Annotated in this window: 21 protein-coding genes; 10 read left to right on the plus strand and 11 right to left on the minus strand. The window is 63.7% G+C overall.

Translation table 11 applies throughout. The annotated features are described in order from the left end of the window. Positions 1-227 precede the first annotated feature (227 nt). Positions 228-944, plus strand: coding sequence for a hypothetical protein (locus tag EPN33_10590; GenBank protein TAN22088.1), 717 nt, complete (start codon positions 228-230; stop codon positions 942-944). Further along, positions 941-1333 (plus strand): hypothetical protein, encoded by a 393-nt coding sequence (locus tag EPN33_10595; GenBank protein ID TAN22089.1) that lies wholly within the window; start codon positions 941-943, stop codon positions 1331-1333. The genes EPN33_10590 and EPN33_10595 overlap by 4 nt, the downstream gene beginning before the upstream one ends. Positions 1334-1505: 172 nt before the next feature. Here EPN33_10595 and EPN33_10600 read toward each other — a convergent pair whose 3' ends face one another. The 4 genes from EPN33_10600 to EPN33_10615 all read right to left on the minus strand — a co-directional run bounded on the left by EPN33_10600 (position 1506) and on the right by EPN33_10615 (position 9445). Further along, positions 1506-2972: a sigma-54-dependent Fis family transcriptional regulator gene (locus EPN33_10600; GenBank protein TAN22090.1), complete on the minus strand. Its 1467-nt coding sequence runs from the start codon at positions 2970-2972 to the stop codon at positions 1506-1508. A gap of 3 nt (positions 2973-2975) precedes the next feature. After that, positions 2976-5849, minus strand: coding sequence for a PAS domain-containing protein (locus EPN33_10605; GenBank protein ID TAN22091.1), 2874 nt, complete (start codon positions 5847-5849; stop codon positions 2976-2978). Between the two features lie 93 nt (positions 5850-5942). Continuing rightward, positions 5943-7730, minus strand: coding sequence for a carboxypeptidase regulatory-like domain-containing protein (locus tag EPN33_10610; protein TAN22092.1), 1788 nt, complete (start codon positions 7728-7730; stop codon positions 5943-5945). A gap of 11 nt (positions 7731-7741) precedes the next feature. Continuing rightward, positions 7742-9445: a GWxTD domain-containing protein gene (locus EPN33_10615; GenBank protein TAN22093.1), complete on the minus strand. Its 1704-nt coding sequence runs from the start codon at positions 9443-9445 to the stop codon at positions 7742-7744. A 181-nt stretch (positions 9446-9626) separates the two neighbouring features. Between EPN33_10615 and EPN33_10620 the strand changes: the two genes are divergently transcribed. The 7 genes from EPN33_10620 (at position 9627) to EPN33_10650 (ending at position 15763) form a co-directional block, all read left to right on the plus strand. Next, the gene (locus tag EPN33_10620) at positions 9627-11018 is read left to right on the plus strand and encodes an HlyD family efflux transporter periplasmic adaptor subunit (GenBank protein TAN22094.1); all 1392 of its coding nucleotides are present in this window, start codon (positions 9627-9629) and stop codon (positions 11016-11018) included. Between the two features lie 221 nt (positions 11019-11239). After that, entirely contained in the window at positions 11240-12010 is a 771-nt protein-coding gene (locus tag EPN33_10625) for an ABC transporter ATP-binding protein (protein ID TAN22095.1), read from the plus strand. A gap of 3 nt (positions 12011-12013) precedes the next feature. Continuing rightward, positions 12014-13249, plus strand: coding sequence for an ABC transporter permease (locus EPN33_10630; protein TAN22096.1), 1236 nt, complete (start codon positions 12014-12016; stop codon positions 13247-13249). Positions 13250-13363: 114 nt separating this feature from the next. Next, complete coding sequence (locus EPN33_10635) at positions 13364-14620, plus strand: FtsX-like permease family protein (protein ID TAN22097.1); 1257 nt, start codon at positions 13364-13366, stop codon at positions 14618-14620. A 4-nt stretch (positions 14621-14624) separates the two neighbouring features. Then, positions 14625-15047: a hypothetical protein gene (locus EPN33_10640; protein TAN22098.1), complete on the plus strand. Its 423-nt coding sequence runs from the start codon at positions 14625-14627 to the stop codon at positions 15045-15047. Between the two features lie 9 nt (positions 15048-15056). Then, on the plus strand, positions 15057-15356 hold the full coding sequence (locus tag EPN33_10645; protein ID TAN22099.1) for a hypothetical protein: 300 nt from the start codon (positions 15057-15059) through the stop codon (positions 15354-15356). Beyond that, complete coding sequence (locus EPN33_10650; GenBank protein ID TAN22100.1) at positions 15263-15763, plus strand: type II toxin-antitoxin system VapC family toxin; 501 nt, start codon at positions 15263-15265, stop codon at positions 15761-15763. The genes EPN33_10645 and EPN33_10650 overlap by 94 nt, the downstream gene beginning before the upstream one ends. On the opposite strand, the gene EPN33_10655 is transcribed toward EPN33_10650, so the two are convergent. Genes EPN33_10655 through EPN33_10675 form a run of 5 tightly spaced genes read right to left on the minus strand, consistent with a single transcriptional unit; the run spans position 15690 to position 18609 of the window. After that, on the minus strand, positions 15690-17276 hold the full coding sequence (locus EPN33_10655; GenBank protein ID TAN22101.1) for a hypothetical protein: 1587 nt from the start codon (positions 17274-17276) through the stop codon (positions 15690-15692). The genes EPN33_10650 and EPN33_10655 overlap by 74 nt on opposite strands. Next, positions 17273-17569, minus strand: a complete 297-nt coding sequence (locus EPN33_10660) for a DUF3467 domain-containing protein (protein TAN22102.1) — start codon at positions 17567-17569, stop codon at positions 17273-17275. Before EPN33_10660 ends, EPN33_10655 begins: the two co-directional genes overlap by 4 nt. Before the next feature lie 4 nt (positions 17570-17573). Further along, positions 17574-17876 (minus strand): DUF507 family protein, encoded by a 303-nt coding sequence (locus tag EPN33_10665; GenBank protein ID TAN22103.1) that lies wholly within the window; start codon positions 17874-17876, stop codon positions 17574-17576. Beyond that, on the minus strand, positions 17873-18151 hold the full coding sequence (locus EPN33_10670) for a DUF507 family protein (protein ID TAN22104.1): 279 nt from the start codon (positions 18149-18151) through the stop codon (positions 17873-17875). The genes EPN33_10665 and EPN33_10670 overlap by 4 nt, the downstream gene beginning before the upstream one ends. Positions 18152-18183: 32 nt before the next feature. Further along, a complete protein-coding gene (locus EPN33_10675; GenBank protein ID TAN22105.1) occupies positions 18184-18609 on the minus strand; it encodes a (deoxy)nucleoside triphosphate pyrophosphohydrolase in 426 nt (141 codons plus the stop codon). A gap of 106 nt (positions 18610-18715) precedes the next feature. On the opposite strand from EPN33_10675, the gene EPN33_10680 reads away from it, so the two are divergent. Continuing rightward, positions 18716-20704, plus strand: coding sequence for a M28 family peptidase (locus tag EPN33_10680; protein ID TAN22106.1), 1989 nt, complete (start codon positions 18716-18718; stop codon positions 20702-20704). A 39-nt stretch (positions 20705-20743) separates the two neighbouring features. Here EPN33_10680 and EPN33_10685 read toward each other — a convergent pair whose 3' ends face one another. Continuing rightward, positions 20744-21838 carry an anhydro-N-acetylmuramic acid kinase gene (locus EPN33_10685; protein TAN22107.1) on the minus strand — a complete coding sequence of 365 codons (1095 nt, stop codon included), beginning with the start codon at positions 21836-21838 and terminating at the stop codon, positions 20744-20746. Then, positions 21835-24492, minus strand: coding sequence for a DNA mismatch repair protein MutS (gene mutS / locus EPN33_10690; GenBank protein ID TAN22108.1), 2658 nt, complete (start codon positions 24490-24492; stop codon positions 21835-21837). Before mutS ends, EPN33_10685 begins: the two co-directional genes overlap by 4 nt. Positions 24493-24749: the final 257 nt, after the last annotated feature.

Raw genomic sequence — 24749 nt, forward strand, 5'->3', positions numbered from 1 at the left:
TCGCGCCATGAAGTCCATCCTTTCTGCTGTCACCTTTTCGGTCGTCGCGTTGGCTATCACCTTTGGATTGAGCGGTTTCGCCGGCATGAACGCTATTGCCCCCACCCCCGCCAGCACCCACGCCTCCTCCTTCATTCTGATCACCGCTCCGCAGCCCCAGAACTAGCTTTTGATGGCCTCCGAAATTCTTAACTGTCGATTCTCCTAAAGTGGGTTAGACTGCAAGCGTGAACTTCACGCTTGTAGTGACGGCGCTGACGTACGGGCTGCTCGGTCTCTGTCTGCTCGCGACCTTTCGGCACACGTTCGATCGGTTCCTGTCGTTCCTGCGCTGGTACATCCTCGTAGTCGTCGTAGGAAACATTGTCGCCTCCGTTTCCCTCTCTGAATTTGGAGTCAGGTCGGCTTCGTACGCCTATGCGTACTATGCGAGTGACATTGCTGCCACTGTGCTCGGGTTCGTAGTTCTCGCGCGCTTGGTTGAACTCGCGTTCGAGAAGTCCTCGCTGAAGCTCCCGCGCCTCCGCTTGGTAGCGATCCTTCTGTTTACCGGCATCTTCGTCGGAAGCGCAGCTATCGTTTATCTCTCACGGGGCCACCTGTCAACCGGTGCCGTCGGTGCTGCTCTCGATCAGAACTTCTCGTTTTTAGGGATGGTCTTGGCAATCATCCTGTTTGGCGCCATGAATGCCATGTTTGTGCAGGGCGTACGCTTTCGTCGCGTGGTGCTGTCGTTCAGCATCATGTACGGGGCGAGTGCAATCGTATTCTCGATTGAAGCCATCGCGCCCAGCCTGCTCCACGCACTTGGCACTTACGTGATCCCCGCGGTTAGCCTTGGCACCATTGCCCTGCTGGCCTTTGCCCTCTGGGTACCGGAGAAGCAGGCGCCGGATGCGGCGACCATGCGGGCGCGGATCAATGCCTTGGGGGCGCGAGCATGATCTTCAACTCCATGGCGTGGTCGGTCGGGATTCTGGTGGTGTCGTTTACCGGCCTGCTGTACTCGGCTATTTCGTTTGCGCACAGTCAGACCAAGCATGCGGAAATGAAAGAGCTGGAGAAAATGTACGCCGCCGGCATCCTGGAGGGCATCCCCGCAACCCGGCTGGTGGACACCTACAAATTCATCGACGCGAAGCTGACTTACCTGGCGCCGGTGATTTGCCTGCGGCGGGAGCTGTGGCTGCGGCCCTACTCGCGCCTGATCCGCTGCCTGCGCTGGTCGTTTCCCTGCCCCTTGTTCGATCACGAAATGCGCTGTCTGAACGCCGTCCAGGCGCGGCATTACTGGATCGCCATGCAGCGCTACGACGAGTTCACGCGGGCGTAGCAAAAGAAGTTTACAGCTCACAGTTCACAGCTCACAGCTTTGCTGTGCCATGCGCCGGGTACGATCCCAACTCCAGCTTGCCGCGGTCTCCTCAGCGCCACCGCCGCACCCGCCGACCACGGCGCTCAAGCTGTAAGCTGTAAGCTGTAAGCTGTAAGCTGTGAACTGTGAACTAGCTCTTCCCCGTTATCGCCTTCACATCAATCCCGTGGCGCTTGATCTTCTGATTCAGCGTGGAAACGGGAATCTGGAAGCGCTCCGCAGCTTCCGTCTGGCGGCCGTGGGTCTGATCGAGCATGTCGAGGATGAGGCGGCGTTCGTAATCATCGACCAGGCCGAACAAGGACTGCGGGTTGATGGCGCCGGGCGCGGAGTTACGGCCACCGGTGATAGCATCGGGCAGCAGATCGGGGCCAATAAGGGGCGCGTTCGACAGCACCACCGCCCGCTCGATGACGTTTTCCAGCTCGCGCACATGGCCGGGCCAGGAGTAGTCCAGCAGGTCGCGTAGCGCCTCCGGCGTGAGCTGCCGCGGCGCCATTCCGTTTTCGGCCGCATAGCGGACAAGAAAATGTTCCGCCAGCAGCGGGATATCCTGCCGCCGGTCGCGCAGCAGCGGCAGCGTCAGCGCCAGTACATTGAGACGGTAGTACAGGTCTTCGCGAAATTTACCCTCCGTCACCTGGTTTTTGAGATTGACGTTGGTGGCGGCTATGACGCGCACATCGACCTGGATTTCTTCCACCGAACCCAGGCGCATGAAACGCCGGTCCTGCAAGACGCGCAGGATCTTCGCCTGCGTCTCCAGGCTCATGTTGCCGATTTCGTCGAGGAAGATGGTGCCCTGATCGGCAACCTCGAACAGGCCTTTTTTGGGTGCAATGGCGCCGGTAAAGGCGCCGCGCACATGGCCGAACAGGGTTGATTCCAGCAGATCGGTCGCCATGCTGCCGCTGTTGACGGGCACGAAGGGTCCGTCGGCGCGGGGCGAGTTGGCGTGAATGGCCTTGGCGATGACTTCTTTGCCCGTACCGCTTTCCCCCTGCAGCAGGACCGTCGAGCGACTGGGCGCGACCTGCGCGATCCAGTCGAAAACGCGCAGCATGGCTTCGCTTTTGCCGATGATGTTTTCGAAGCTGTAGCGCTCCTTCAGGGCTCGCTTGAGCTGGAGGTTTTCCTGGCTAACGCGTGCACTGGCAATGGCGGTGCGAATATCGGACAGCAGCTTCTCGTTGTTCCAGGGCTTTTGCAGGAACGTCTGCGCTCCGGCACGCATGGCCTCGACCGCCAGCTCGACGGTGGCATATGCCGAGATCATGATTACCGGAACCGGCGACACCTCGCGGATGCGGCGCAATAGATCAAGGCCGCCGGAAGGGCCGGGACCTTGGTCTCCGGCGGGCAGCGCGACGTCGAGCAGCACCAAGTCAAAAATGTCGCTCTGAAACGCCTGCCAACCCTGATCCGCGTCGGCTGCGGTCGAGACCGCAAAGGATTCGTCCGCACCTGGCGCCAGCCGGAACAACGCCTCGAGGCTCTCGCGAATGGCCGGCTCATCATCGACGATGAGAATGCGGCTGGCAGCCAGCGTGCGGGCCGGCTCGGCTTCTGCGGCAGGCGGATGAGCAACGGAGGCCATAAGCTACACCGTGGCGGGGACGCGTTCGGGCGCCATCAGAGGCAGTTCAATCCTGAAAGTGGCGCCGCGACCCGGCTCGCTCGCTACTTGGATTGAGCCGCCGTGTTCTTCGATAATGCCGTAGGTAACTGCCAAGCCTAAACCTGTCCCTGTGCTCATGCTACTCCCACTGGCGCCGCCCGTCAGGCCGCGCGCCGGCTTGGTGGTAAAGAAGGGGTCGAAAATGCGGTGGTGGAGATCGCCGGGAATGCCCTCGCCGGTGTCGGCGACTTCGATCCAGGCAACGTTGTCTTCACCTCTGCCGGTGGTCAGGCGCAACGTGCCGCCGCGGTTTTTTTCACTCGACATGGCGTCGCGGGCGTTCAGAATCAGGTTCAGAAAGACCTGCTGGAGTTTGCCGGCATCGCCCAGGACTTCCACCGCTTGCGGGTGCAGGGCGGTAATGACATGAATGCCGGCACTGCGCAGGGGATGCTCGACCAGCGCCAGCGTATCGCGCACCACGGCGTTGAGCTCGACCGCACGGAACTGCGCCGCGCCGGTACGGGAAAAGTTCAGCAAATTGGAAACGATCTCCGACGCCCGGAAGGTCTGGCGGGTGATGGTCTCCAGCACGGCACTGCGGGGATCCCCGGCCGGGGTCTGCCGGGCAAGCAACTGGGCATAGCTGGAGATGACTGCCAGGGGAGTATTGACCTCGTGGGCGACGCCCGCGGCGAGCAGTCCCACGGAACGCAGCCGGTCGGCCTGAATCAGCCGCTGTTCCATTTCCACTTCGGCGGTAACGTCGCTGAGCAGCACAATCTGACCCACGCGCTCGAAGCGGCTGGTGACCAGCGGCGCGATCGCGAGGTTGACAATCTTGCTGTCCGGTCCGCTGGTCATGCGGAACTTGTGTTGAGTATGAATGCCGCCGCGCGCAGCCGCGGCGGTGAACTCCTGCGCAAATTCCGGACCCAGCAGCTCCGCCAGCGGGCGCCCCAGAGCCGAGCTGCGGGGCAGCGCCGAGAGCACTTCCATCTGCGCGTTCCAGCTCTCGACCCGACCCTCCAGATCGGTGGCAACCACGCCCACCTGGATGCTCTCGACAATATTTTCGTTGAAATCCTTGAGGCGCTCGTACTCGGTCGCCTTGCGCAGCAGGGAAGCGTACAGACGGGCGTTTTCAATCGCGATCGCGACGTTACCGGCCAGCGATTCCACCAAATCCAGATCGTCGCCGCTCAAAAATTCACCCGACGAGGTTTTTCCCAAACCGATAATGGCCACGGTGCGGCCCTGACGTTGACAGGGCAGGAAATAATGCAGCCCCAGGCAGAGCGAGGCCGCGTGCCCGCTTTCGAGAAACAGGCGCGGCGCCCCGGGCAGGCGGAAATGCTCGTCCAGGAAACTCAGGCTATCCGGATCGCTGGGCTGTGGTTTGCGGGCACGGGCCAGCAGAAAGTGATCCCCGGCTTCATTGCTCGCCAGAAAAATAGCTACCTGGCCGATTTCCAGCGTCTGCGCGAGCCGGTCGGGAACCAGGCGCAGCAGTGTATCGAGATCGGGCTGCTCGTTAATCTGGCGGCCGAAATCCATCAGGGTGCGGCGAAAATCGTAGCGCTCGCGGTAGAACATGCGGTCCAGACGCTGCTGCAACCAGCGCTTGACCGGCTCGAACAGCACCGCCGTGACCAGTATCGCCAGCAGCCAGCCAGCCCAGCCCCAGAATTGGCTCGACGCAGGCAGACGGTTGTGAATCAGGATGCCGGCCAGGCCGATGACACCCCAGTAGACCGCGACCACCAGGATGGTGGCGAGCGTATAGACCACGCCCCTGCGGAACACGATTTCCGCCTCCAGTAAATGATGGCGCCAGATGGCGTATGCGAACGCCAGCGGCACCAGGATCAGCGATAGCAGCGAGAGGCCGGCATAGCGGGGCAGATCCGCGCCCAGCGCGAACGGAAGGATATAGAGGGCGAGAAAGGGCAGGATGGCTGCCAGGGTGCCGCGGGCCATAACTCGTGCCTGCGTGGCCACGCGGGCGCCGGTCGACGCTGTCTGGGCGCGGCGGTAAAACAGCGCGACTGCCCCCAGAAAATAGGCGGCCAACAGGATGTAGGCAGCGCGGTCGAGCAGCGCCTGGCTGGCGGTCATGCTCACCGGCAACCAGATGGCGCCGGTAGCCAGCGAGATTTCGGCCAGACCCAGCAACAGCGCCGGCGCGTAGACCAGCAGCCGCAGCAGCCGGAGCGGCGAGCGCACGGCTTCGCGGCGGCCGGGAAAACGCCAGGCAAACTCGAACAACAAACAGGGCGCCAGCAGCAGCGCGGCTTCATGCGCCCAGAAGATGACCCGGTCAAAGGTGTTGAGTTTGCCGGTAAAGTGGAACGCGAACAGTACAAACGCGGCCAGGCAGAACAGGTAAAAATGCAGCGCCTGCGGCGCGCTGCGGCGGCGGGAAAACACGAAAAGGCCCACCGCCAGAAATAGCAGGCCGATAATGTCGAGAAAGGTGTAGCGACCGAGCGGGGGGCGGGTGCGATGGGCGTGCACCGCGAGCGTGAGCATCTCACCGCCGCGCACGATAGTGTAGGCTAGCGTGCCTCCGAGGCCGGACGCATAAAGCTGCTGCTCGACCGCTCCCGGCGTCGCCACCAAATGGCCGTTGACCGCGACCAGAACGTCGCCCCGGGCCAGCGGCTGCGGGGCAAAGGCAGGATCGGTAGCCGTCACCTGCAGGCCCGCCGTGGTGGGCCGCCAGAGCACACCATCGGTAGGCTGGCGGTAGAGCCAGTCCTGATGCACATTCAGCAGCGCCAGGATAACCAGCGCCAACGTCAGCAGCACCAGCGCGGCCGTGCCGAGGCGCCAGCTCCCGCGCGCGCTCGCCATTGGCTGCCGCCCCCGAACTTGATCCGCAATCTCCACCACTTGGCCTGAACTGCTGAACTACTGAGCTACTGAAATACTGAGCTGCTGCAATCCTTAAAACGAAATCGTCAGTCCGCCACGCAGCGACCGCGCCGATTGCACCAGGAACAACGTTTGCCCGTCCGGAGCCAGCACCGGGATGTAGCCCTGCGCCAGCAGATTATGAATCTCAATCAGAGCGGCCAGTTTGCCGCCGGCGCCAAGAAAGGCGGGCAGCGGCTGGCGGAGGAAAATGTTGGCGTACGAGGGTCCCTGGGTGAAGCTGTCGTCGTAGGGGTCCAGACTGGTCGCCGCTAGACGATTCAGAGCCCGATAACTGCAGACCAGTTGCGTATGGGTCAAGGGCGCGGTACCGGCAATTTTAAACGTCAGCGCATGCGCACGGGCGGGAGCCAGGTCCGCCGCGACTGCGCGCAATGCTGCTGAAGCCGTGGTATTGGGCGCCAGCACTTCCCCGGTCGCATAGCCGACGATTGCCTTCCAGCCGCCCCCCAATTGATGCTCAAGACCGAAGCGGTAACCCCAGCCGCTGTAATCGCCGCCATTGGCCAAAAACATATTGCTGGCCAGGTCCGGCAGCAGCTCCGGGTTGGCGTCGATTTCCTGCGTAGACACCGACCCGGAAAGCGCGAAGGCGCCGTTGACGGCGGTGCGCGTGAACTGATCCGCAAAAACCGCGGCGCTCACCGTGTCCTGCGGCGTCAGATTTTCCGTGTAGCGCACCTCCTCATGGCGCGCGCGCTCCAGACGGGCGCGGCCCTGATCGAGACTGACGCGAGGCATGGGGTCATCCATGTTGACGCTGTCGCGGCTGAAGTGCAGCGGTGGCACACCGGAAACCGCCCGAAACTCGACCACCGCTTCCGGACTCACCTGCTCCATGACGCGCACGTAGGGATCAAACGTGGTCACCGTATCGGTCATGGTGGCAGCGTTGAACATGGAGCCGTACTGGACGCGCAGATGCGGGCTCAGATCGAGAGCGTTCGAGTAGTTGAGCGAGAACAGCCGCAGCGCCGGCAACGCGGAACGGGCGGCAATGTTCATTTGCCTCACCGAGACGGAAAGCCGCTGCATGTTGGACGGATCCGCGGATTGCAGCGTGGCCTTGACCTGGGTATCGGCGGCGGCGATGCCAGTATCGGTGCCGACAATGCCACTGAGCGATAACCGCTGGCTGCCGAGGGCAATGGAGTTGACGGCAAACGTCGTCGCCAGCGCCGCCGCGGCAAAGGCACTGTCGCCCGCGCCTCCGGTGAGCGCCACGAAGCCCTCAACCGGAGCACGCGTCATGCTGGAATCCAGCGCTTCGGGATCGTTGAAACGCAGGATGGGTCCCCAGAGCGTGGCGGAGCGCAATGCCCAGGCAAAGGCAGTATCCGGCGAGACGCCCGGAGGCGGGCCGAAGCGCGCCGCTTCCAGCAGGGAAGGCAAATTGAACAGCAGCAGCGCGCGCTCGGAAGCGGCGATGCGCACCTTGCGCCGCGCGGCAACACGCTGCCCCTTGCCGACGCGAACGTAATAGGTGCCTGGGACTAACTGTAAAACGCGGAACAGGCCTTCGGCGGAGGTGCGCGCACGCAGGGGTACGGTGCGCACGCCCGCGGCCCGAACCTCAACCACTGCATCCGCTTCCGGACGGCCCTTGGCGTCAACCACGTAGCCGAGCAATTGCCCGCGGCCTTGGACCACCGGCGGCGCGCCCGCCGCCGCTGAAAACAGAACTTGCGCTGCAGTGGGCGCGGGCGTGGCAGCGCGCCGGGTTTGCGCGAACCCCGGCAGAGCGAGCAGCAGGCTGATCGCTGAAAGCTGAATGCTGATCGCTAATCGCCGCCGCTGCATGCGCGCCCTATCTATTTCAGAATGATGAAGTCGGTCTGCGGTTGAATACTCTTGCCGTCCATATTGTCCGTCACTTGTATCGTAAGCCGATATGTGCCGGGAGGCAAGCTGGCCAGCGGGAGCGTTTTTTCGATGGTAATCTCGGTCGCCGCATTGGGCATGGCGCCCGCCTGCTCGGTGTGATCGAGGACCACCTTTTGAGTCCCCAGGTCCTGGATGGTGTAGTGAATGCCGGCGTTGGGCTTATGGGTGACCTTATCGACCTTAAGGTCGTAGACCTGCAGCCAGATGCCCAGCGACTGCGTCTGCTTGAACACCGCCGGCGAGCCAATGCCGCCCATTACTGGATCGACTTTGGAATCCCCGATGATAAAGGCGCCGTTGCCCACATCCTTGGCTGGTACCTTCGCGATGTTGTCGGCCAAAATCACGCTCGACGACGAGAGTTGATTGCTCTTGTACGCGGGCACGACAATGGCATAGGACTTGGTGCCCAGCTTGTTGGGGCTGTTCTCATCCTTGAGGACGATGTTCACCTTGTAGCGGCCCGGTTTCAGCAGCGCCCCATGCCAGTAGCGCGCCGTTTTGTTGACCATCGAGGGCAGCAGCTCGGCCGGGAAGTTCGCCTGCGCCGTGTTGTCCCACTGGTCCACGATGCGGCCGCTGATGGTGGTGATGCGGCCGTAGACATCGATCTTGCCCTGATCGACCCCGCCGTTGTCCTTTAACGTCATGTTGCGGTAGGCGATCTGCAGCGTGATGGGCACCAGCACGGTGTCGTCGGTGACCTTGACGAAGTCGGTGCGATAACGGAACGGCAGCAGCGAATAAGTGACGTTGTGGTTTACGATTTCCTGCAAATCCTTGAATTTGACGGGCGGAGGCGCAAACACCTTGGCGTAGGTCTCCAGGCGGTTGAACTCGTTCTGCGACTCGCGGAAATAGGTGCCCGCGCCGCAGGTGGTGCCATTAGTATTGGCGAAGCGCGAGCTCTTGTTGGCTGTGCCCATGGACTCATCCAGCGTCTGGCCAGCGCCAGGCACGTGCAACAGGGCGTCTTTTTCGCAAGGATCGGTCGTGAGCTCGAAGTCGCCGCACCAGCACTTGTCCACGAACTCGAGCTGCACGTTCTCGCCGATGCCGGGCAGGTAGTTGTAGGTCCAGTCTTCGAACGGATAGGTCGAGGTCGACCCGCCACCCAGCTCAAACGGCCGGTCGTACGGGCCGCCGGCATCGTGGTTATCCTTCACATCGGGCGGACCCCAGGTAATGTAGATGCGCCCCCGGTCCGTTTTCCAGCCTGGCTCGCCGGCGGCAAAGTGCTGGTTGACGTAGGCAAAACGCCGATAATACTCTTCTTTATAGGAGTTGTAGGTTGAGCCCGGAGTAGGGTTGCGCCGCTGCCAGAACTCTTCGATGAACTGCTGGCGTTCGTCTTCGTTCTGAAGCTGCAGAAACGCCTGGCGCTCTTCCGGCGTAATGATATACGCCACATCCTCGTTCAACCACTTCTTGTCCTCGGGATTGAGCTCTTTTTCCAGCTCTTTCTGCTGCTTTTTGCGCTGCTGGCTGGTGAGGGCGTGCTTAGGCGGAGGAATCGCTTGCGCCACCTTCTCCGGAACATTGCCGGTTTGCATCGGCGACTGCGCCGCCGCTCCGGCGCACACCAGCGCCACAGCCAAAGGAGCGATCCAGAATGCCGAACGAAGGGGCATAGCACCAAAATCTTAACTTTATAGTAGGTCCGCCGGCTACGAGGGTCAAGCAAAATTGGGGAACTTGGGTGCCTGGCCTCCCGTTTCAATCCCTATCAGGGACAGGTCACAAACGCGCCGGGCTAGGCGTTATCCGGTTAAGCTGGAAAAAAGGCCCTATTAGATTCGCATTGATAAGTTTATGAGCACCGGGAAGAAACTCGCCATTTTCATTGTCATTGTTGTGGTGCTGGGCGGCGTCATTGCCGTCTCGCTCAACCAGGCGGGGCGCGGTCGCGTCAGCGTCCAAACCGGACGGGCGCTGGTGCAGAACATTGCCTCCGTAGTCACGGCCTCAGGCGAAATCACCCCCCAAACCTACGCCGACATCAGCCCCAGCGAAGGTGCCGGCCAAATCACCGACCTCTACGTTAAAGAGGGCGACCGGGTCACCAAGGGTGAGCTGCTTGCGAAACTCTGGAACCTTCAGCAGGCGGCAGCGGTGTCGGGCATGAATGCCTCACTGAAAACCAGCGAGGCCAATCTCGGTGCGCAAGTCGCTGCCTTGGGCACCGCCCGCGCCAATATCGCGCGTGATCAGGCCCAGCTTGCCCAGGCCACACAGAACTGGCGCCGCACGGAGGCGCTCTATGAAGACCAGTTGCTGTCCAAATCCGACTACGACTCCCAGGAAGCGGCGTATAAGACCGCACGCGCGCAAGCGCAAGTGTCCGAAGCTGCGCTCAAGCAGACCGAAGCGCAAGTCAATAGCCTGAAAGCCCAGATCGCGCAGGCACACGCCAACCTCGCCGCCGCCAAAAGCATCCTCAGCCGCACTGAGTTCCGCAGCCCGCTCAACGGTATCGTGACCTATTTGCCCGTCCACATCGGCGACACCGTCGTCACCGGCATTCAGAACTCACCCGGCAGCGTCATCATGCGTGTGGCGGACATGTCCACGGTGATTGCGGACGTGCTGGTGGATGAGACCGACATCGCCAATGTCGCCGTGGGCCAGCCCGCCACCATTGCCATTGACGCTTTTGGCGACAAGCCCTTCCCCGCGCACGTCATCGAGGTCGGCGACACTGCGATTCTGCGCTCGACCGGCGCCGCAGCCACCAGCACCACCGGCTCCGATGCCCAGCAGGCGAAAGATTTCGAGGTCAAGGTCCAGCTCGACGATCCTCCCTCCAGCATCCGCCCCGGCCTGAGCTGCACTGCCAATATCACCACCGCAACCGCCAGCAATGCGGTAACCATTCCGCTGCAAGCCGTGGTCGAGCGCGATCCCAGCCAGCTCCAGCCGCAGAATCCCAACGCACCCCCGCAAACGGTGGCGCTGGTGGCCCAAAAGACCGAGAAACCGATTCAGGGCGTCTTCGTCATTCATCCGGGCGATATGGCCGCGGTTTTCGTACCGGCCGCGACCGGCGTCACCGGCGTGGACCGGGTTCAGGTGCTGAAAGGAGTCAAAGCCGGCGATGAAATCGTCACCGGGCCCTACACCGCCTTGCGTACCTTGGCCAATCACGCCAGGATAAAGGTGGATAATTCCTTGGCAGCCGCCACGACCGGCGCCGCCGGATCATAGTTATATGACCCTGCTCAATCAATTCCACGCACGGCACCGGGCTGGGGCATACGCGCCCCTGGCCCAACGCCAGACGATGCCGAGAGCGGGCCACGCGGCTCAGCCGCGCTGGGTCCCCGCAATCAATTCAATGTCAAAGGTGGATAATTCCCTGGCGGCAGCAACCGGCGGCGCCAGCGGATCGTAGTAGTAAGGACGCCGTTCCGGGAGCCGACACTACCATGTCAACCGCCTCGCTTGTCAGCGAACCCACTTCTACCCCTGCCCAGCCCGCTGCCGACGTGGTCATCCAGACCGAAGATCTCTGGAAGATCTACCAGATGGGCACCGAGAAGGTCGCCGCGCTGCGGGGTGTGTCGATCTCGATCAAGCGCAACGAGTACGTGGCCATCATGGGACCGTCCGGCTCGGGCAAGTCCACGCTCATGAACCTGATCGGCTGCCTGGACTCGCCCACGCGCGGCCATTACTGGCTCAACCACCAGCTCGTGAGCGAGCTGGACGACGATTCCCTCGCCCACATCCGCAACCACGAGATCGGCTTCGTTTTCCAGACCTTCAACCTGCTGGCGCGTGCCTCGGCCCTGCATAACGTCGAGCTGCCGCTCATTTATGCCGGCGTCGCCGCCACCCAGCGCGCCGAGCGCGCCCAGGACGCCCTGAAAAAAGTCGACTTGGGTGACCGGCAGAACCACAAGCCCAATGAAATGTCCGGCGGCCAGCGGCAGCGCGTGGCAATTGCGCGGGCGCTCATCAACAATCCCAGCATCCTGCTCGCCGACGAGCCCACCGGCAACCTGGACTCAACCACCAGCAAGGAAATCATGGGGCTGATGGACACGCTCTGGGCGCAGGGCAACACCATCGTGCTGGTCACCCACGAGCCCGACATCGCCGAATTCGCGCACCGCGTCATCCACATCCGCGACGGCAAGGTGGACCGGGACGAGCCCACCCGGCTGGGGCGCGAGAAGGCCACTCCTCGAGCCTGAACTTTGCCCCTCAGCGAATCCATCGAGCAAGCCTGGGCGACGCTGTGGGGGCATAAGCTGCGCAGCTTTCTGACGCTGCTTGGCATCATTATCTCCATTTGGACGCTGGTCGCGGTGGTGGCCCTGGTGCAGGGCGTGAACCGCTACGTGGGCGATAAGATCGCCGGCCTGGGATCGAACGTCCTCAACGTGCAGCAGTACAGTCTGGCGGAAATGACCGACCGCTCGCTGTTCCGCAAAGCGCAGTTGACCAACCGCCGGCTCAGCATCGCCGACTATGAGTTTTTGCGCACCCACGTCACCCTCGCCGCCCAGGTGGGCGCCAAGGTGGGCCGCGGCGGCGCAACCCTGGCCAAGGCGGGCAATCACTCCATGAACGCCATCACGGTGAATGGCATGACCGCCAACCAGATCGACTTTGCCACCTGGAAAGTGCTGGAGGGGCGCTATCTGACGCCCGCCGACGTGCAGCACCACCGCTCCGTCGCCTTCATCGGCGCCGACCTGGCCAAAGATCTCTACCCTGGCGTCGATCCCATCGGCCAGACGCTGAACATCGATGGCCACAACTACCGCGTCATCGGCCAGGCGACCGCGCAGGGCAATATCTTCGGCCGCTCGCAGGACAGTTTCGCCGACACTCCTATCACCGTGTTTCAGGATCTGTACGGCACGCAAGCGTCCCTCAACATCTCGATCAAGGCGCGCTCGGCGGCGCTGCTGCCGGCCACCGAGGACCAGACCGAAGTCATGATGCGCGCCTTCCGTCACCTGCACTACCAGGATAAAGACAACTTCGGCATCATTGGCGCCGACTCGCTGATGGCGTTGTTCCACAAGGTCACTGGCGTGATCGCAGGCGTGATGGTGGGCGTGGCGGCAGTGTTTCTAGTGGTCGGCGGCATCGTGATCATGAACATCATGCTGGCCGCGGTCACCGAGCGCACCTACGAAATCGGCATCCGCAAAGCGATGGGGGCCAAGCGCCAGGACATCCTGAAGCAGTTTCTGGTTGAGTCGGCGGTGCTCTCCGGCGTCGGCGGCATTATCGGCATCGTCTGCGCTTGGACCTTCTGTGTTCTCCTTACCCATTTCACGCCTCTGCCCTTTGCCCTGCCCTGGTTTGCTGCGGTGGCGGCGCTGGTGATCGCCACTGCGGTGGGCCTGTTTTTCGGCATCTATCCCGCGGCCAAAGCCTCGAAGCTGGAGCCGATTGCGGCCCTGCGGGCAGAAACATGATCCCGGCTATCAGCAATCAGCTTTCAGCGATCAGCCCGGCGGTCACGCCCCAGCGCTCATCGGCGGCCTCCCGGCACAAGCTGATGGCTGATGGCTGACGGCTGACAGCTTTTTATGCCCTCTCATATCAAAGAAAACATCGCCCTCGCCTACGACACCGTGCGCTCGCACAAGATGCGCTCGGCGCTCACCATCCTGGGCGTGTTTGTGGGCACAGTTACGCTGATGGCCATCGGCAGCATTCTGACCGGCATGAACCGCACCATCGTCGATCAGATTGAAAGCTTTGGCACCAACACGATTTTCGTCTACAAGTTCGCCCCGGGCATCCAGCTCGGCAACCTCACTCAGGAGGAACGCACCCGGCCGCCGCTGACGCTGCAGGATATTCAGGCGGTGCGCGAAAGCTGCGGTGCCTGCTCGGTAGTGAGCGGCCAGGCGCTGCCCCGCAATCCCTTCGGACGGCCCGGCTCGAATAGCTTCAATGCGCGGGCGCACGGCAAGGAGGTCGACGCCCTGCAGATGGAAGGCGTCGAGGCCAACTATCCCCTCGCCACCAACCGCGTGCTCCAGCAAGGCCGCTTTTTCACGGAGATGGAAAACGATCACCGCCTGAACGTGATCGTCGTCGGCCACTCCATCACCGACGCTCTGTTTCCGCACATGGACCCGCTCGGCCAGCAGTTCCAGATCAACGGCACCACGCTCCGCATCATCGGCGTCTACGCCCCGATCAACGGCGCCGGACCGCAGGAGCCCGATCTGTCCGCCGACGTTCCCTTCCAGACCTTCGCCAAGCTCTACCCCGCCGCCACCGAGCACGCCATCGTCGCCCAGGCGCGGCCGGGCCTGCTGCCCATCGCCGAGGATCAGATCGAGATGGCGCTGCGGCGCTCGCGCCGCGACAAATGGGGCGCACACGACAGCTTCGGCATGGCCACCGCTTCCAGCATCATCGGCCAGTTCCACGACATCACCAGCAAAATCGCGCTGGTGATCATCGCCGTCGCCTCCATCGGCATGCTCATCGGCGGCGTGGGAGTGATGAACATCATGCTGGTCTCGGTCACCGAGCGCACCCGCGAGATCGGCGTGCGCAAGGCCATCGGCGCCCGCCGCAGCGACATCACGCAGCAGTTTCTGTCCGAGGCCATCTTCCTCACCGGCCTCGGCGGCGTGCTCGGTATCATCGGCGGCTGGATCATCAGCGAGCTGATCAAAATCAGCGTGCCGTCGCTCCCCAGCTCGGTGCCGCTCTGGTCGGTGATCGCCGGCTTCGGCATCTCCGTCGCCATCGGCGTGTTCTTTGGCCTTTTTCCCGCCATGAAAGCCGCCAAGCTCGACCCCGTCGAAGCCTTACGCTACGAGTAGTACGATGTGGCTGTTCCCACAGCCCGAGGTTGAGCTGACGACGCCCGCTGAAGTGCCCTTGCTCATCAGCGACGTACGTCTGGAGCAAACCCTTTTCCGGCGTCCGCTCCGCCTGCATTACGCCCTCACCAATACCTCTGGCCGCAGTCTGCGCGCCTGGAATACGTCCTGGTATTTTCAAATCCGCCGCCACGGCCAATTGGAGGGCGCCCCAAGCACCTGCACTTCGGTCGTGGTGGCTCCGCACAAATCGGGGCGAGGTTACTTCGCGCCGGGCACAACACGGCAGTGCAGCCAAGAACTGAATTTCAAGCCCAGAATCCAACCCATCGTCAAAATCACCGGCAAGGCTGACTATGCCGGCTTTGTCGAGGGCGGCACCGTCGGCCCCGGCGGCCCGCCAGGGAAGCGCCCGACGTCGTGCTAGAATGACAGCATGCCAGCAAAGCGGCAAACGCGTCAAAAACTGTCGGTGCGTCTTTCTGAACCGCTGTTCCGGAGGTTCAAGAGCTCGGCCGCGGGTCGCGGTCTCTCATTGCAGGCGGCTACCGAGGCGGCCCTCGATGCGTGGCTGGCCAAGCCCGCCGCCAGCCTGGATTCGCCCCATGGCACCCTGCGCGGCTTTCTGGCGGATGTCGATGTATGGGCGGAGCGCCAGCACGATCGCGCCACCGAAAAGGCCCACGAGCGCCGTCTGGCGGATATCGGGTCGCGCACTCGTGGCGCCGCCCGATGAAGGATTTCGTTCTCGATTCCTGGGCTCTGCTGTGCTGGCTGCATAATGAACCAGCCGCAGGCGCAGTTGAGGAACTCTGGCAAGGCGCCGGCAGCGGAATTTGCGCGCTGCACATGTGTATCCTGAATCTCGGCGAGGTCTTCTACATCACCGTCCGCCGTCGTGGATGGCCCGCCGCGGAGCACATCGACGCCTATGTCCGCTCCCGGGTGCATATCCATGCCGTCCCCAACGACCTGGTATTGCGCGCAGCCTCCCTCAAAGCCTCCCATCCGATCTCGTACGCGGACGCGTTTGCGGCAGTTACCGCCCTGGAGATGGACGCTCCGTTAGTTACCGGCGATCCGGAGATCCGCGCGATGGCGCGGACCGTGCCGCAGCTCCAACTTCACTGGCTGGAGAATTAGCCGTGGGCCGGGCCAGCAGCACCCATTGCCCATGCGCGGCGCGACGAAACACCGGATGCAGGTGCAACCGCGCCAGCCACGCGGCGGGCGGCGCCGGCCGGGCGAAGTTAAAATACTCCTGCGCCCAGCGCGTCCAGAAGGGCGTGTCATCGGCAACGTTCAGTGTCGGCTGATAGGTGCGGCTGTAGAGGTATAGTTCCGCCGGCGTGCCGCGCAGCCCGGCCAGCGTCTCGCGGCTGAAATTCGAAAGCGGATGCACAGCCAGCGGGCGGATCACATAGCCCAGCGCCGGGCGCGTGAGCTCATCGGTTGCAGGCCAGGCGGTCCAGATCGCGCCTGCAGGCGGGTGCGCCGCAAGCACGCGCGCGGCGGTCTCGTGCAGCCTCACGAAGTGCGCGTAGGCAAGGTTGTCTTCATAGGGGAACGGGTAAGGAGGGTTCCAGAACCAGCTTGCGACCAGCACCGCTGCGCAACCGGCCACCCACCAGCCCGCCCGTGGCAGCTTCAAGATCAACTCCGCGGCGCCGAGATAGTACAGCGCCAGTGCCGGCAACAAATACCGCGCCAGCACCGCACCCCCGACGGCAGCGTGAAAGAGCAGGTAGACGCCGAGCACCAAAATCCACGCCACAGGCCAGGATTGCGCGGCACTTACTGGCGCCGTTTGCTTGCGCGTTCGCCACCAGGCGATGGCGGCGACCAGCGTTACGATGCCAGTGCCATCGTAAAACGCCAACTGCCAGATGCGCCGCACCAAAGACAGCGCCACCCGCGGCAGCGACACCGCCGTCGTCGATAGGTTATAGGCAAAGTACTGTGGGTTGCCGAACCAGTAGCCGGTGTGAGCGTGGTAGTAGAGATACCAGGCGGCAAGCGCCGCAATCGGGAAAAGGTAACGCAGCCCCTTGCGCCGGTCGTACAGCAACAGCACCGCAGGCACAATCACCGCGGTCTCTTTCATCAGGCAAGCCGCCACCAGCAAGCCGGCTTCGACCCACGGCCGACGCTGCTCGCGCGCCACCAGTGCCCACAAGATCAGCGCCGCCACCGGCAGATCGAGCTGGGCGAGCGAGCCTTGCGCAAACACCAGCGGTGCAACCGCCACCAGCAATGGCGGCACGAGCGCCGCGCGTGCCCCGAGACGCGCTTCCGCCAGCTTGTAGACGGCGCAGATGAGCGCCGCCGCCCAGGCAAGCATGGCCGCACGCGTGGCAAGAATATGAAAGCCCGCCAGTGTCCAGACCAGCGCCAGGTAGAGCGACAACAGCGGCGGATGCCCGTTGGCGAGCGTCGAGCGCGGAATCAGCCAGCCGTGCCGGAAGCAGTCCAGCGCGGCAAAAACGTAGTAGCCCGCCTCATCCCAGTAATAGGGCAGCCGCAGCAGCGGCGCATGTGCCCCGACCAGCGCCGCCCACACCCCCACCGGCGCCGCCCACCGCCGCCAAAGGCCGCCCCGCCGCTTGAGCCCGGAACTGACAAACTGATCTACTGATAAACGGATATACCCTTCTATTGCACGGCCCCGGGCAGGTTCAGCGGCTGCAGTTGCACCTCGCCAAAGGCTTTCTCGTAGCTGTCGAGGTGTGTCTTCAGCAGATGCAGCACCGCCTTGGCCTGCTGCGGGCTCAAATAGATGCCCTGGCTGAGATGGACCTCGACTTCATCGGCCGCCTTCTGCTCCAGCAGGCCGAACTGCAGCAGGAAGTCCCAGGTGGAGGGGCGGATTTGCACCGAGTTGGCGTAGACCTCGCGGTAATCGGCGTTTTGGGTGACGCGCACGCGCGGCGCATTGGCAGGAACACTCATCGGCTTACACTCCCAGGCGCTTCAGTTCTTCCTGATAATACTTGCGATAGAGGATCTCCCATTCGTCGGAGCCCTCGAGAATCCCTTTTTTCTGCGAGGTAATCTTGGCGCGCACCGCCTCATCCATTTTGGCCTCACCGGCGAACATCTGCTCCAGCAACCGCCGCACCGCGAGCCGCACGGTGTTGTGGTCCTGATGGAAACTCACCTCCGGCCGCGCCGCGAGCGCCTCCACCACCACGTGGGAGAGCTTGTTCACCTTGTCGCGCGAGATGCGCGGCTTTTCCTCCTCCCGTTCGACCCTCATAGCACCACCTTGTGCTTGCGCACCAGCTCGGCCTTGATCTTCTTGAAGGAATCGCCGTAGCTGGCGCCCAACTGCTGCATTTCTGCAGCGTGGGATTGCAGAATGGCGCGGGCCTCGTCGTTGATGCGGTCTTCGACGGTGAACTCCTCCAGCAGCGCCTTGTGGATAACTTCGGCCAGACCGCGTGCGTCCGGCGCCGAGATCAGCTTTTCCGCCTGCAGCCGCTCGGCGAGCGCGTGGGCGAGGTAGGTGGTGTATTCGCGGGCGATGCGCATGAGAGAACAGTTTACAGTTTACAGTTCACAGTTTACAGTTTTGCGAGCCGCGGCAGCAGGGGACGGTCGGCTTCCAGGAAATCGTAGGCCTCGAGCGATGTAGCCGCCTCCCAGCGGATGGCCGCGAAAACGCGGTTCTGCGGTTCCGCGGCCGGGGCCGCGACTGCGTAGAAGGCCAGCTCGACCGCCAACTCGCCATAGCGGTGCTGCAGGCGGGCTACGAGAGGACCGATTTGCTCCGGACCAATGCGCAGGGCCAGCTCTTCGGCCAGCTCGCGGGCTAAGGCTTCGGGCTCGGTTTCCCCCGCCTCCACCTTGCCGCCGGAAAACTCCCAGCGCAGCGGATGGCGGCCCGCGGCCGCGCGCTGGCAGATGAGGATTTTGCCATCCCGGCGCAGAATCGCCGCGACTACCTGAAGCGCCGGTTTTGCGCTACTCTGTTGACCTTGTGCGTCCACGGAAGATCTATCCGATGTGCCAGTTGTCGGCTGCTATTGGCCAGCGGTGCAGGGCCACACTGGAGACTTGGAACTGACAACTGAGAACTGACAACTGAGAACTTTTATGAAGCGATTCCCTGCCCTGCTCACCGCTCCTATAGTAATCGCTGCCGCGGCATTGCTTCTGGCCGCCAAGCCCGCACCGCCAAAATTCGGCAACGCCAACGCGATTACCATCCACGAGCTGGAGACCTACGATTACTTCCTCGCCTCCGACCAGTTGGAAGGCCGTAATACGCCTTCACGCGGCTACGATTTGGCGGCGCTGTACGTCGCCAGCCACCTGAGCGAATGGGGCCTCGCGCCGGGCGGCAGCACCTCTGGCACCCTGGGTCCGCTGCAGCCCTTTTTTTTGCCCATCGATCTGGCCTCCACCAACCCTGTGCCCCAGGCCATGCGCATGGCGATCACCCTGCCGGCTCCGGAGGGCAATAACGCCCGTCTGCTGCGCTTTTTCGGCGGCGCCGCGCCCCTGCCGGCGGGCACGCACGCGCTCGCCTACGGCCACGACTGGCTGGTTCCTGCCCCGCGCGGCCGCAACGCGCCGCCCCTCACCGGCGGCGATATCGCCAGTGCCCAGCTCATCTTTGCCGGCAACGGTTATGTCATGGGTGGCCACAACCCCTATCAGGGTCTCGATGTGCAGGGCAAAGTCATTGTCGTCGCCGGCCAGCCGCCCGCACTGTCGCGCTACCAGCATGATCTGATCGCCAGCTTTCTCACCCGCAGCGCGCGGCCGGAAGATCCCATGCGGCCGGGCGACCTGACGCCCGCTCAGTACGCCTCCCAGCACGGCGCCCTGGCGGTGATTTCCGCGCCCAGCTTCACCGAACTGAGCCAGATGGCGCAGCCTGGCGCCGGCACCCTGCGCTTCGGTCCCAACGGCCCCAACTATCGCGTGGCCAAGTTTCTAGCTCCAACAGGAGCTTCGGTTCCTCAGATTGTGGCTGGCTCCAGACTCATGGACGCGCTGTTTCAGGGCGAACGGCTGAGCGCCGAAGAAGTCATGGCGCAGGCCGGCTCGGGCAAGCTGCCCAGTTTCGCCCTGGCAACCGGCAAGACCCTCTCCGCCCACATCGCCGTCGCCACCACCCATAACCACACCGAAGATGTGATCGGCGTGCTCGAGGGTTCCGATCCGGTGCTCAAAAACCAGTACGTCATCATGAGCGCCCACCTCGACCACATCGGCCGGAGCGCCACCCCCAACTGCACCCAGCAGAATCCGGTGCTCGCCGCCGGCGATGCCACCGACTTCGGACTGACCATGGCCGCCGATCAGCACGACTGCGATGGCATCAATAACGGCGGCGACGACGACGGCTCCGGCTCGACCGGCCTGCTGGGCATCGCCCACGCCTTTGCCACCGGCGCCGCGCGCGGCCTGCGCCCCAAACGCACTATGATTTTTCTCTGGAATGCGGGCGAGGAAAAAGGCCTGTGGGGTTCGCAGTACTTCGTCGAGTTCCCGCCCATCGATTTGAGCAAGGTGGTCGTGGACCTGAACATGGACATGATCGGCCGCACCCGTCCGCCCGGCTACGTCGATCCGCCCCATTACCGTCTGGTGGCGCCGCACGAGGCCTTTATCGTCGGCCCCGATATTTCCAGCGACGCGCTCGAACACACCATCGAGCAGGTCAACAACGACTTTCAGAAGCTCGACCTGAACCATTTCTACGACGTTACTGCCCCCGACGCCGCCCATGACAACCTCGGCCCCGGTCCGCGCGGCCAGCGCATCTTCTACCGCAGCGATCACTACAACTTCGCCAAGATGGGTATCCCCATCGCCTTCTTCACCGATGGCTTGCATGTGGACTATCACCGCGTCACCGACTCGCCGGTGAAGGTCGACTACACCGAAATCCAGCAGGTGGCCCAAACCGTCGCCGCCACGGCCTGGACCATCGGCAACGAAGCCACGAGCGCCCTGCCCAAGTTGAACGCCCACCTGCCGCAGCAGTTGATCCGCGATATGGCACAGGTGAAGCGCGCCGGCTGGGGCCAGCGTACGCCCGTGCTCGCGCCCCTGCCAGGGGAACCGTTCTAAAAAAGTTCACAGTTTTCAGTTGAGCCGGGCACCTGACAGCTATTGGGGAGGCGCGGGGGTAAAGCTACCGAGCACCACGGCGCGGCGGGCGCCGGTCACCGCCGGCAGGTTCGCCGGCACGCCGCGCAGATGGGCGGCGCCCAGCATCGCAAACGCCATCGCCTCGCGGAACTGGGAGGGCACACCGAACTCCTCCGAGCGGAGAAAGCGGGCCTGCGGCGCCGCCTCCTTCAGCGCGGCCATCAGCGCCCGGTTGCGCGTGCCCCCGCCTGCGGCGATCACTTCGGTGGCTTCTTGCGGCAGATGCCGGGCCACGGTATGGGCCGTTAGCGCGACCAGCGTGGCCATCAGGTCGTGCCGATTGAACCGCGGAAAGCGGCGGCGAATCCCGGCCACATATGCGGCGCCAAACTGCTCGCGGCCACAGGACTTTGGCGGCTGGCGGCGGAAATAGGGGTGCTGCAATAGTGCCTGTAGCAGCTCCGGCTGCACCCGGCCTAGCACCGCGTAATCCCCATTTTTGTCATAGGCTTGCCGTCCATTTGATATCTGCTGCATGAAGGCATCGAGCGCCATATTCCCTGGCCCCGTGTCAAAACCCCGAATGCCCGCCGGCTCGCCGCCCGCGGGCAGGAACGTCAGGTTGGCGATGCCCCCCAGGTTCAACACCACACGCGGCCGAGTGGGGTGCGCGAACAGCTTGCCATCCGACCAGGGCACAAGCGGCGCTCCTTCCCCGCCCTGGGCAATGTCGGCCGCACGGAAGTCGCTGATCACCGCCGCGCCCGCGAGCGCCGCGACCATGGCCGCATCCCCCAACTGCAGCGTCGCCCGCCGGCCCGCGTGGAAAACGGTCTGGCCATGCGATGCAACCGCGTTCAGCGAGCTGAGGTCGCAGGCTCGCACCGCACGCCCGATCCGCCGTCCCAGCGCTCCATGCAACGCGGCAATTTCCGAGGTTGTGGCCTGGTCGCCCGCGGCCGCCAGAATCGCCTGCCGTTCGCTCCGGCTATAGGCGGCATGATGGGTCGCCTCCAGCCACCAGCGCCAGGCAGGACTGATGCGCATCACGGCGACATCGATGCCGTCCGCCGACGTGCCCGACATCACCCCCGCGATACGGAGGGATTTCACGCGAGCGCGGCCTTGAGTTCGGCAATCAGATTGAGCGCTTCGAGCGGCGTCAGCGTGTCGGGGTTGACCGCCGCCAGGCGATCGGCAATCTTCTGCGCCTGCGGGGTAAACAGCGTGAGCTGCATCTCCCCCGCCGCGCCTGCCGCCGGACGCGGCGCCTCGTGCTCACGCAGTACGGCGCGGGCGCGCTCGATCACCGCGCGCGGCAGCCCGGCCAGCCGCGCGACTTCAATGCCATAGCTGCGGCTGGCCTCGCCGGCTTCGACCTTGCGCAAAAACACGATGCCATCCTTGCTCTCGCGCACCGCTACCTGGGCGTTGCGCAACCCCGGAAGCTGAGCCGCCAGCGCCGTCAACTCGTGGTAGTGGGTGGCAAACAGCGTCAAGGCGCGGGTGTGATCGTGCAGATGCTCGACCATCGCCCAGGCCAGCGCCAGCCCGTCGTAGGTCGAGGTGCCGCGGCCAATCTCATCGAGGATCACCAGCGAGCGCGTCGTCGCTTGATTCAGAATCACTGCCGCCTCGGTCATCTCCACCATGAACGTCGAGCGCCCGCGCGCCAGATTGTCGCTCGCCCCGATGCGGGTAAAAATCCGGTCCACCAGCGGAATGCGGGCGGAGGAAGCCGGCACAAAGCTGCCCATGTGCGCCATCAGCACAATCAGCGCCGCCTGCCGCAGATAGGTCGACTTGCCTCCCATATTAGGCCCGGTCACCAGCAGCAGCCGCTGGGCGTCCGGGGCGAGCGCCAGGCTATTGGGCACAAACGTCTCGGCATTCCCCTGCATGAGCCGCTCCACCACGGGATGCCGCCCTTCGAGTATTTCCAGGATCCCCTCGGCGGTCATCTCCGGTCGGCAGTAGGTGCGCTCCTGGGCCAAATGCGCGAAGCTAGCCAGCACATCGATCTCCGCAATCGCCGCCGCATCCTGCCGGATCGCCCCGGCATTTTCCGCCGCCTGCCGCCGCAGCCCTAGAAACAACTCCAGCTCCAGCGCTCGCGACCGCTCTTCCGCCGACAAGATCTTCCGCTCCAACTCCTTGAGCTCGGCCGTAGTGAAGCGCTCGGCATTGACCAGCGTCTGCTTGCGCTCATAATCGGGGGGTACGAGGCGCAAATTGGCTTTCGAAACTTCGATATAGTAGCCAAAAATATTGTTAAAGCGGATCTTTAAGGAACCAATCGTAGTCCGCTCCCGCTCCCGCGCTTCAATGGCGGCAATAGCGGTCTTGGCGCCATGCGCCAGCGCCCGCAGCTCGTCGAGCTCGGCGTTGATGCCGGCCCGGATATAACCCCCCTCGGCAAGCGTCGCCGGCGGAGCCTCGACCAGGTGCGCCCCAACCGCCGCCCGCAGCGCATCGCAGGCATCGAGTCTTGCCGCCAGTTCGCCCAGCCTGCCAGCACCGTCGCTCCCAGCACCCTTCCCGCCTCCCGCTGCCCCCTCGTCTCCTCTGACCCCTGGCCTCTGGCCCCTGAGCCCTTCCTTCACTTCCGGCACCCGGTCCAGCGAGGCGGCGAGCGCCAGCAGATCGCGTGGCAGGGCGGTATCGAGCGCCACCCGCGCCAGCAGCCGTTCCAGATCCTGAATCCCGCCGAGCGTTTCCCGCAGCTTTTCCCTCTGGCTCCATTCGGCTACTAGCGCGGCCACGGCTTCGTGCCGCGCCCGGATCTCCACTAGCTCCCCGCTCGGCGCCAGCATCCACTGCCGCAGCAACCGCTTGCCCATGGGCGTGCAGGTCGCATCCAGCACCGCCCGTAAAGTGGAGGCCCCGTCGCCCTGAAACTGCGGCTCGACCAGCTCGAGGTTTCTGGCGCTCACCGCATCGATCACAAGGCCCTGCTGGCGCTCATAAAACCCCAGCCGGTCGATGTGGGCGAGCGTGCTGCGCTGCGTCTCTTTCACGTAATGCACAATCGCCCCGGCCGCAGCTTGTGCCCACGGCCGCCCGCTGAGCCCGAAGCCTTCGAGCGACAACACCCCAAAGTGGCTCTCCAGCACGCCCTGCGCAAAGGCGGGTTCCAGAATCCAGGGCTCCAGCGGAGTCAGCGTCGCAGCCGCGGCAGCATCCGCAGGCGCGGCGGCAAATAGCGGCGCCTCCGGCGCCGCATAGAGAATCTCGCGCGGCCGCCAGCGCGCCTGCTCTTCCGCTACCCGGCTCGCCGCCACCGTACCGTCAAATTCGGTGGCATGGAATTCGCCGGTTGAGACATCGACTACCGCCCAGCCCACCGTGTTTCCCTCGGGCGAGCGGGCCAGTGCCGCGAGATAACGGTTGTCCGCCTCCGGCAGCGCAAACGCCACCGTGCCCGGCGTCAACACCCGTGTGACTTCCCTTCTGACCAAGGTCTTGGTCAGCTTGGGGTCTTCCATCTGCTCGCACAGCGCTACTTTATACCCCTGCTGAACCAGCCGTGCGATATAGGTTTCCGCCGCATGCCAGGGCACCCCGCACATGGGGATGGGTGCGCCCTTTTCCTTATTGCGGCTGGTGAGCGTGATGTCGAGCACTGCCGCCGCGGTCTTGGCGTCCTCGTAGAACAACTCGTAGAAATCGCCGAGGCGAAACAGCAGCAACGCCTCGGGATGCTGCCGCTTGGCCGCCAGGTACTGCCGCATCACCGGGGTTGCCGTTTCAAGAGCCGCCGACGCCATAGATCTACGATGTAGTTTACCCCTGTCCGGGTGGGACCCCGTCCGGCATAAAAAAATGGCCGCGGCGGGCGCCGCAGCCGTCCTGTCAGCAGGCGCTCAGCGCACTTGCCGAAACGACGAAGTGACATTCAACTCCTCCCCTGGAATATCCATGCTCCGCGCCCGGGTGCCGCGCCCTCCCACGCGTCGGGAACCGCATGGCCCGCACGCCGCCCCTCTGCACGCTCCTGCTCCACTCTCTCAAGGACCAATCTGGA

It is taken from the genome of Acidobacteriota bacterium, from assembly GCA_004299485.1.
In the GTDB taxonomy this organism is placed as follows: Bacteria; Acidobacteriota; Terriglobia; order Terriglobales; family SCQP01; genus SCQP01.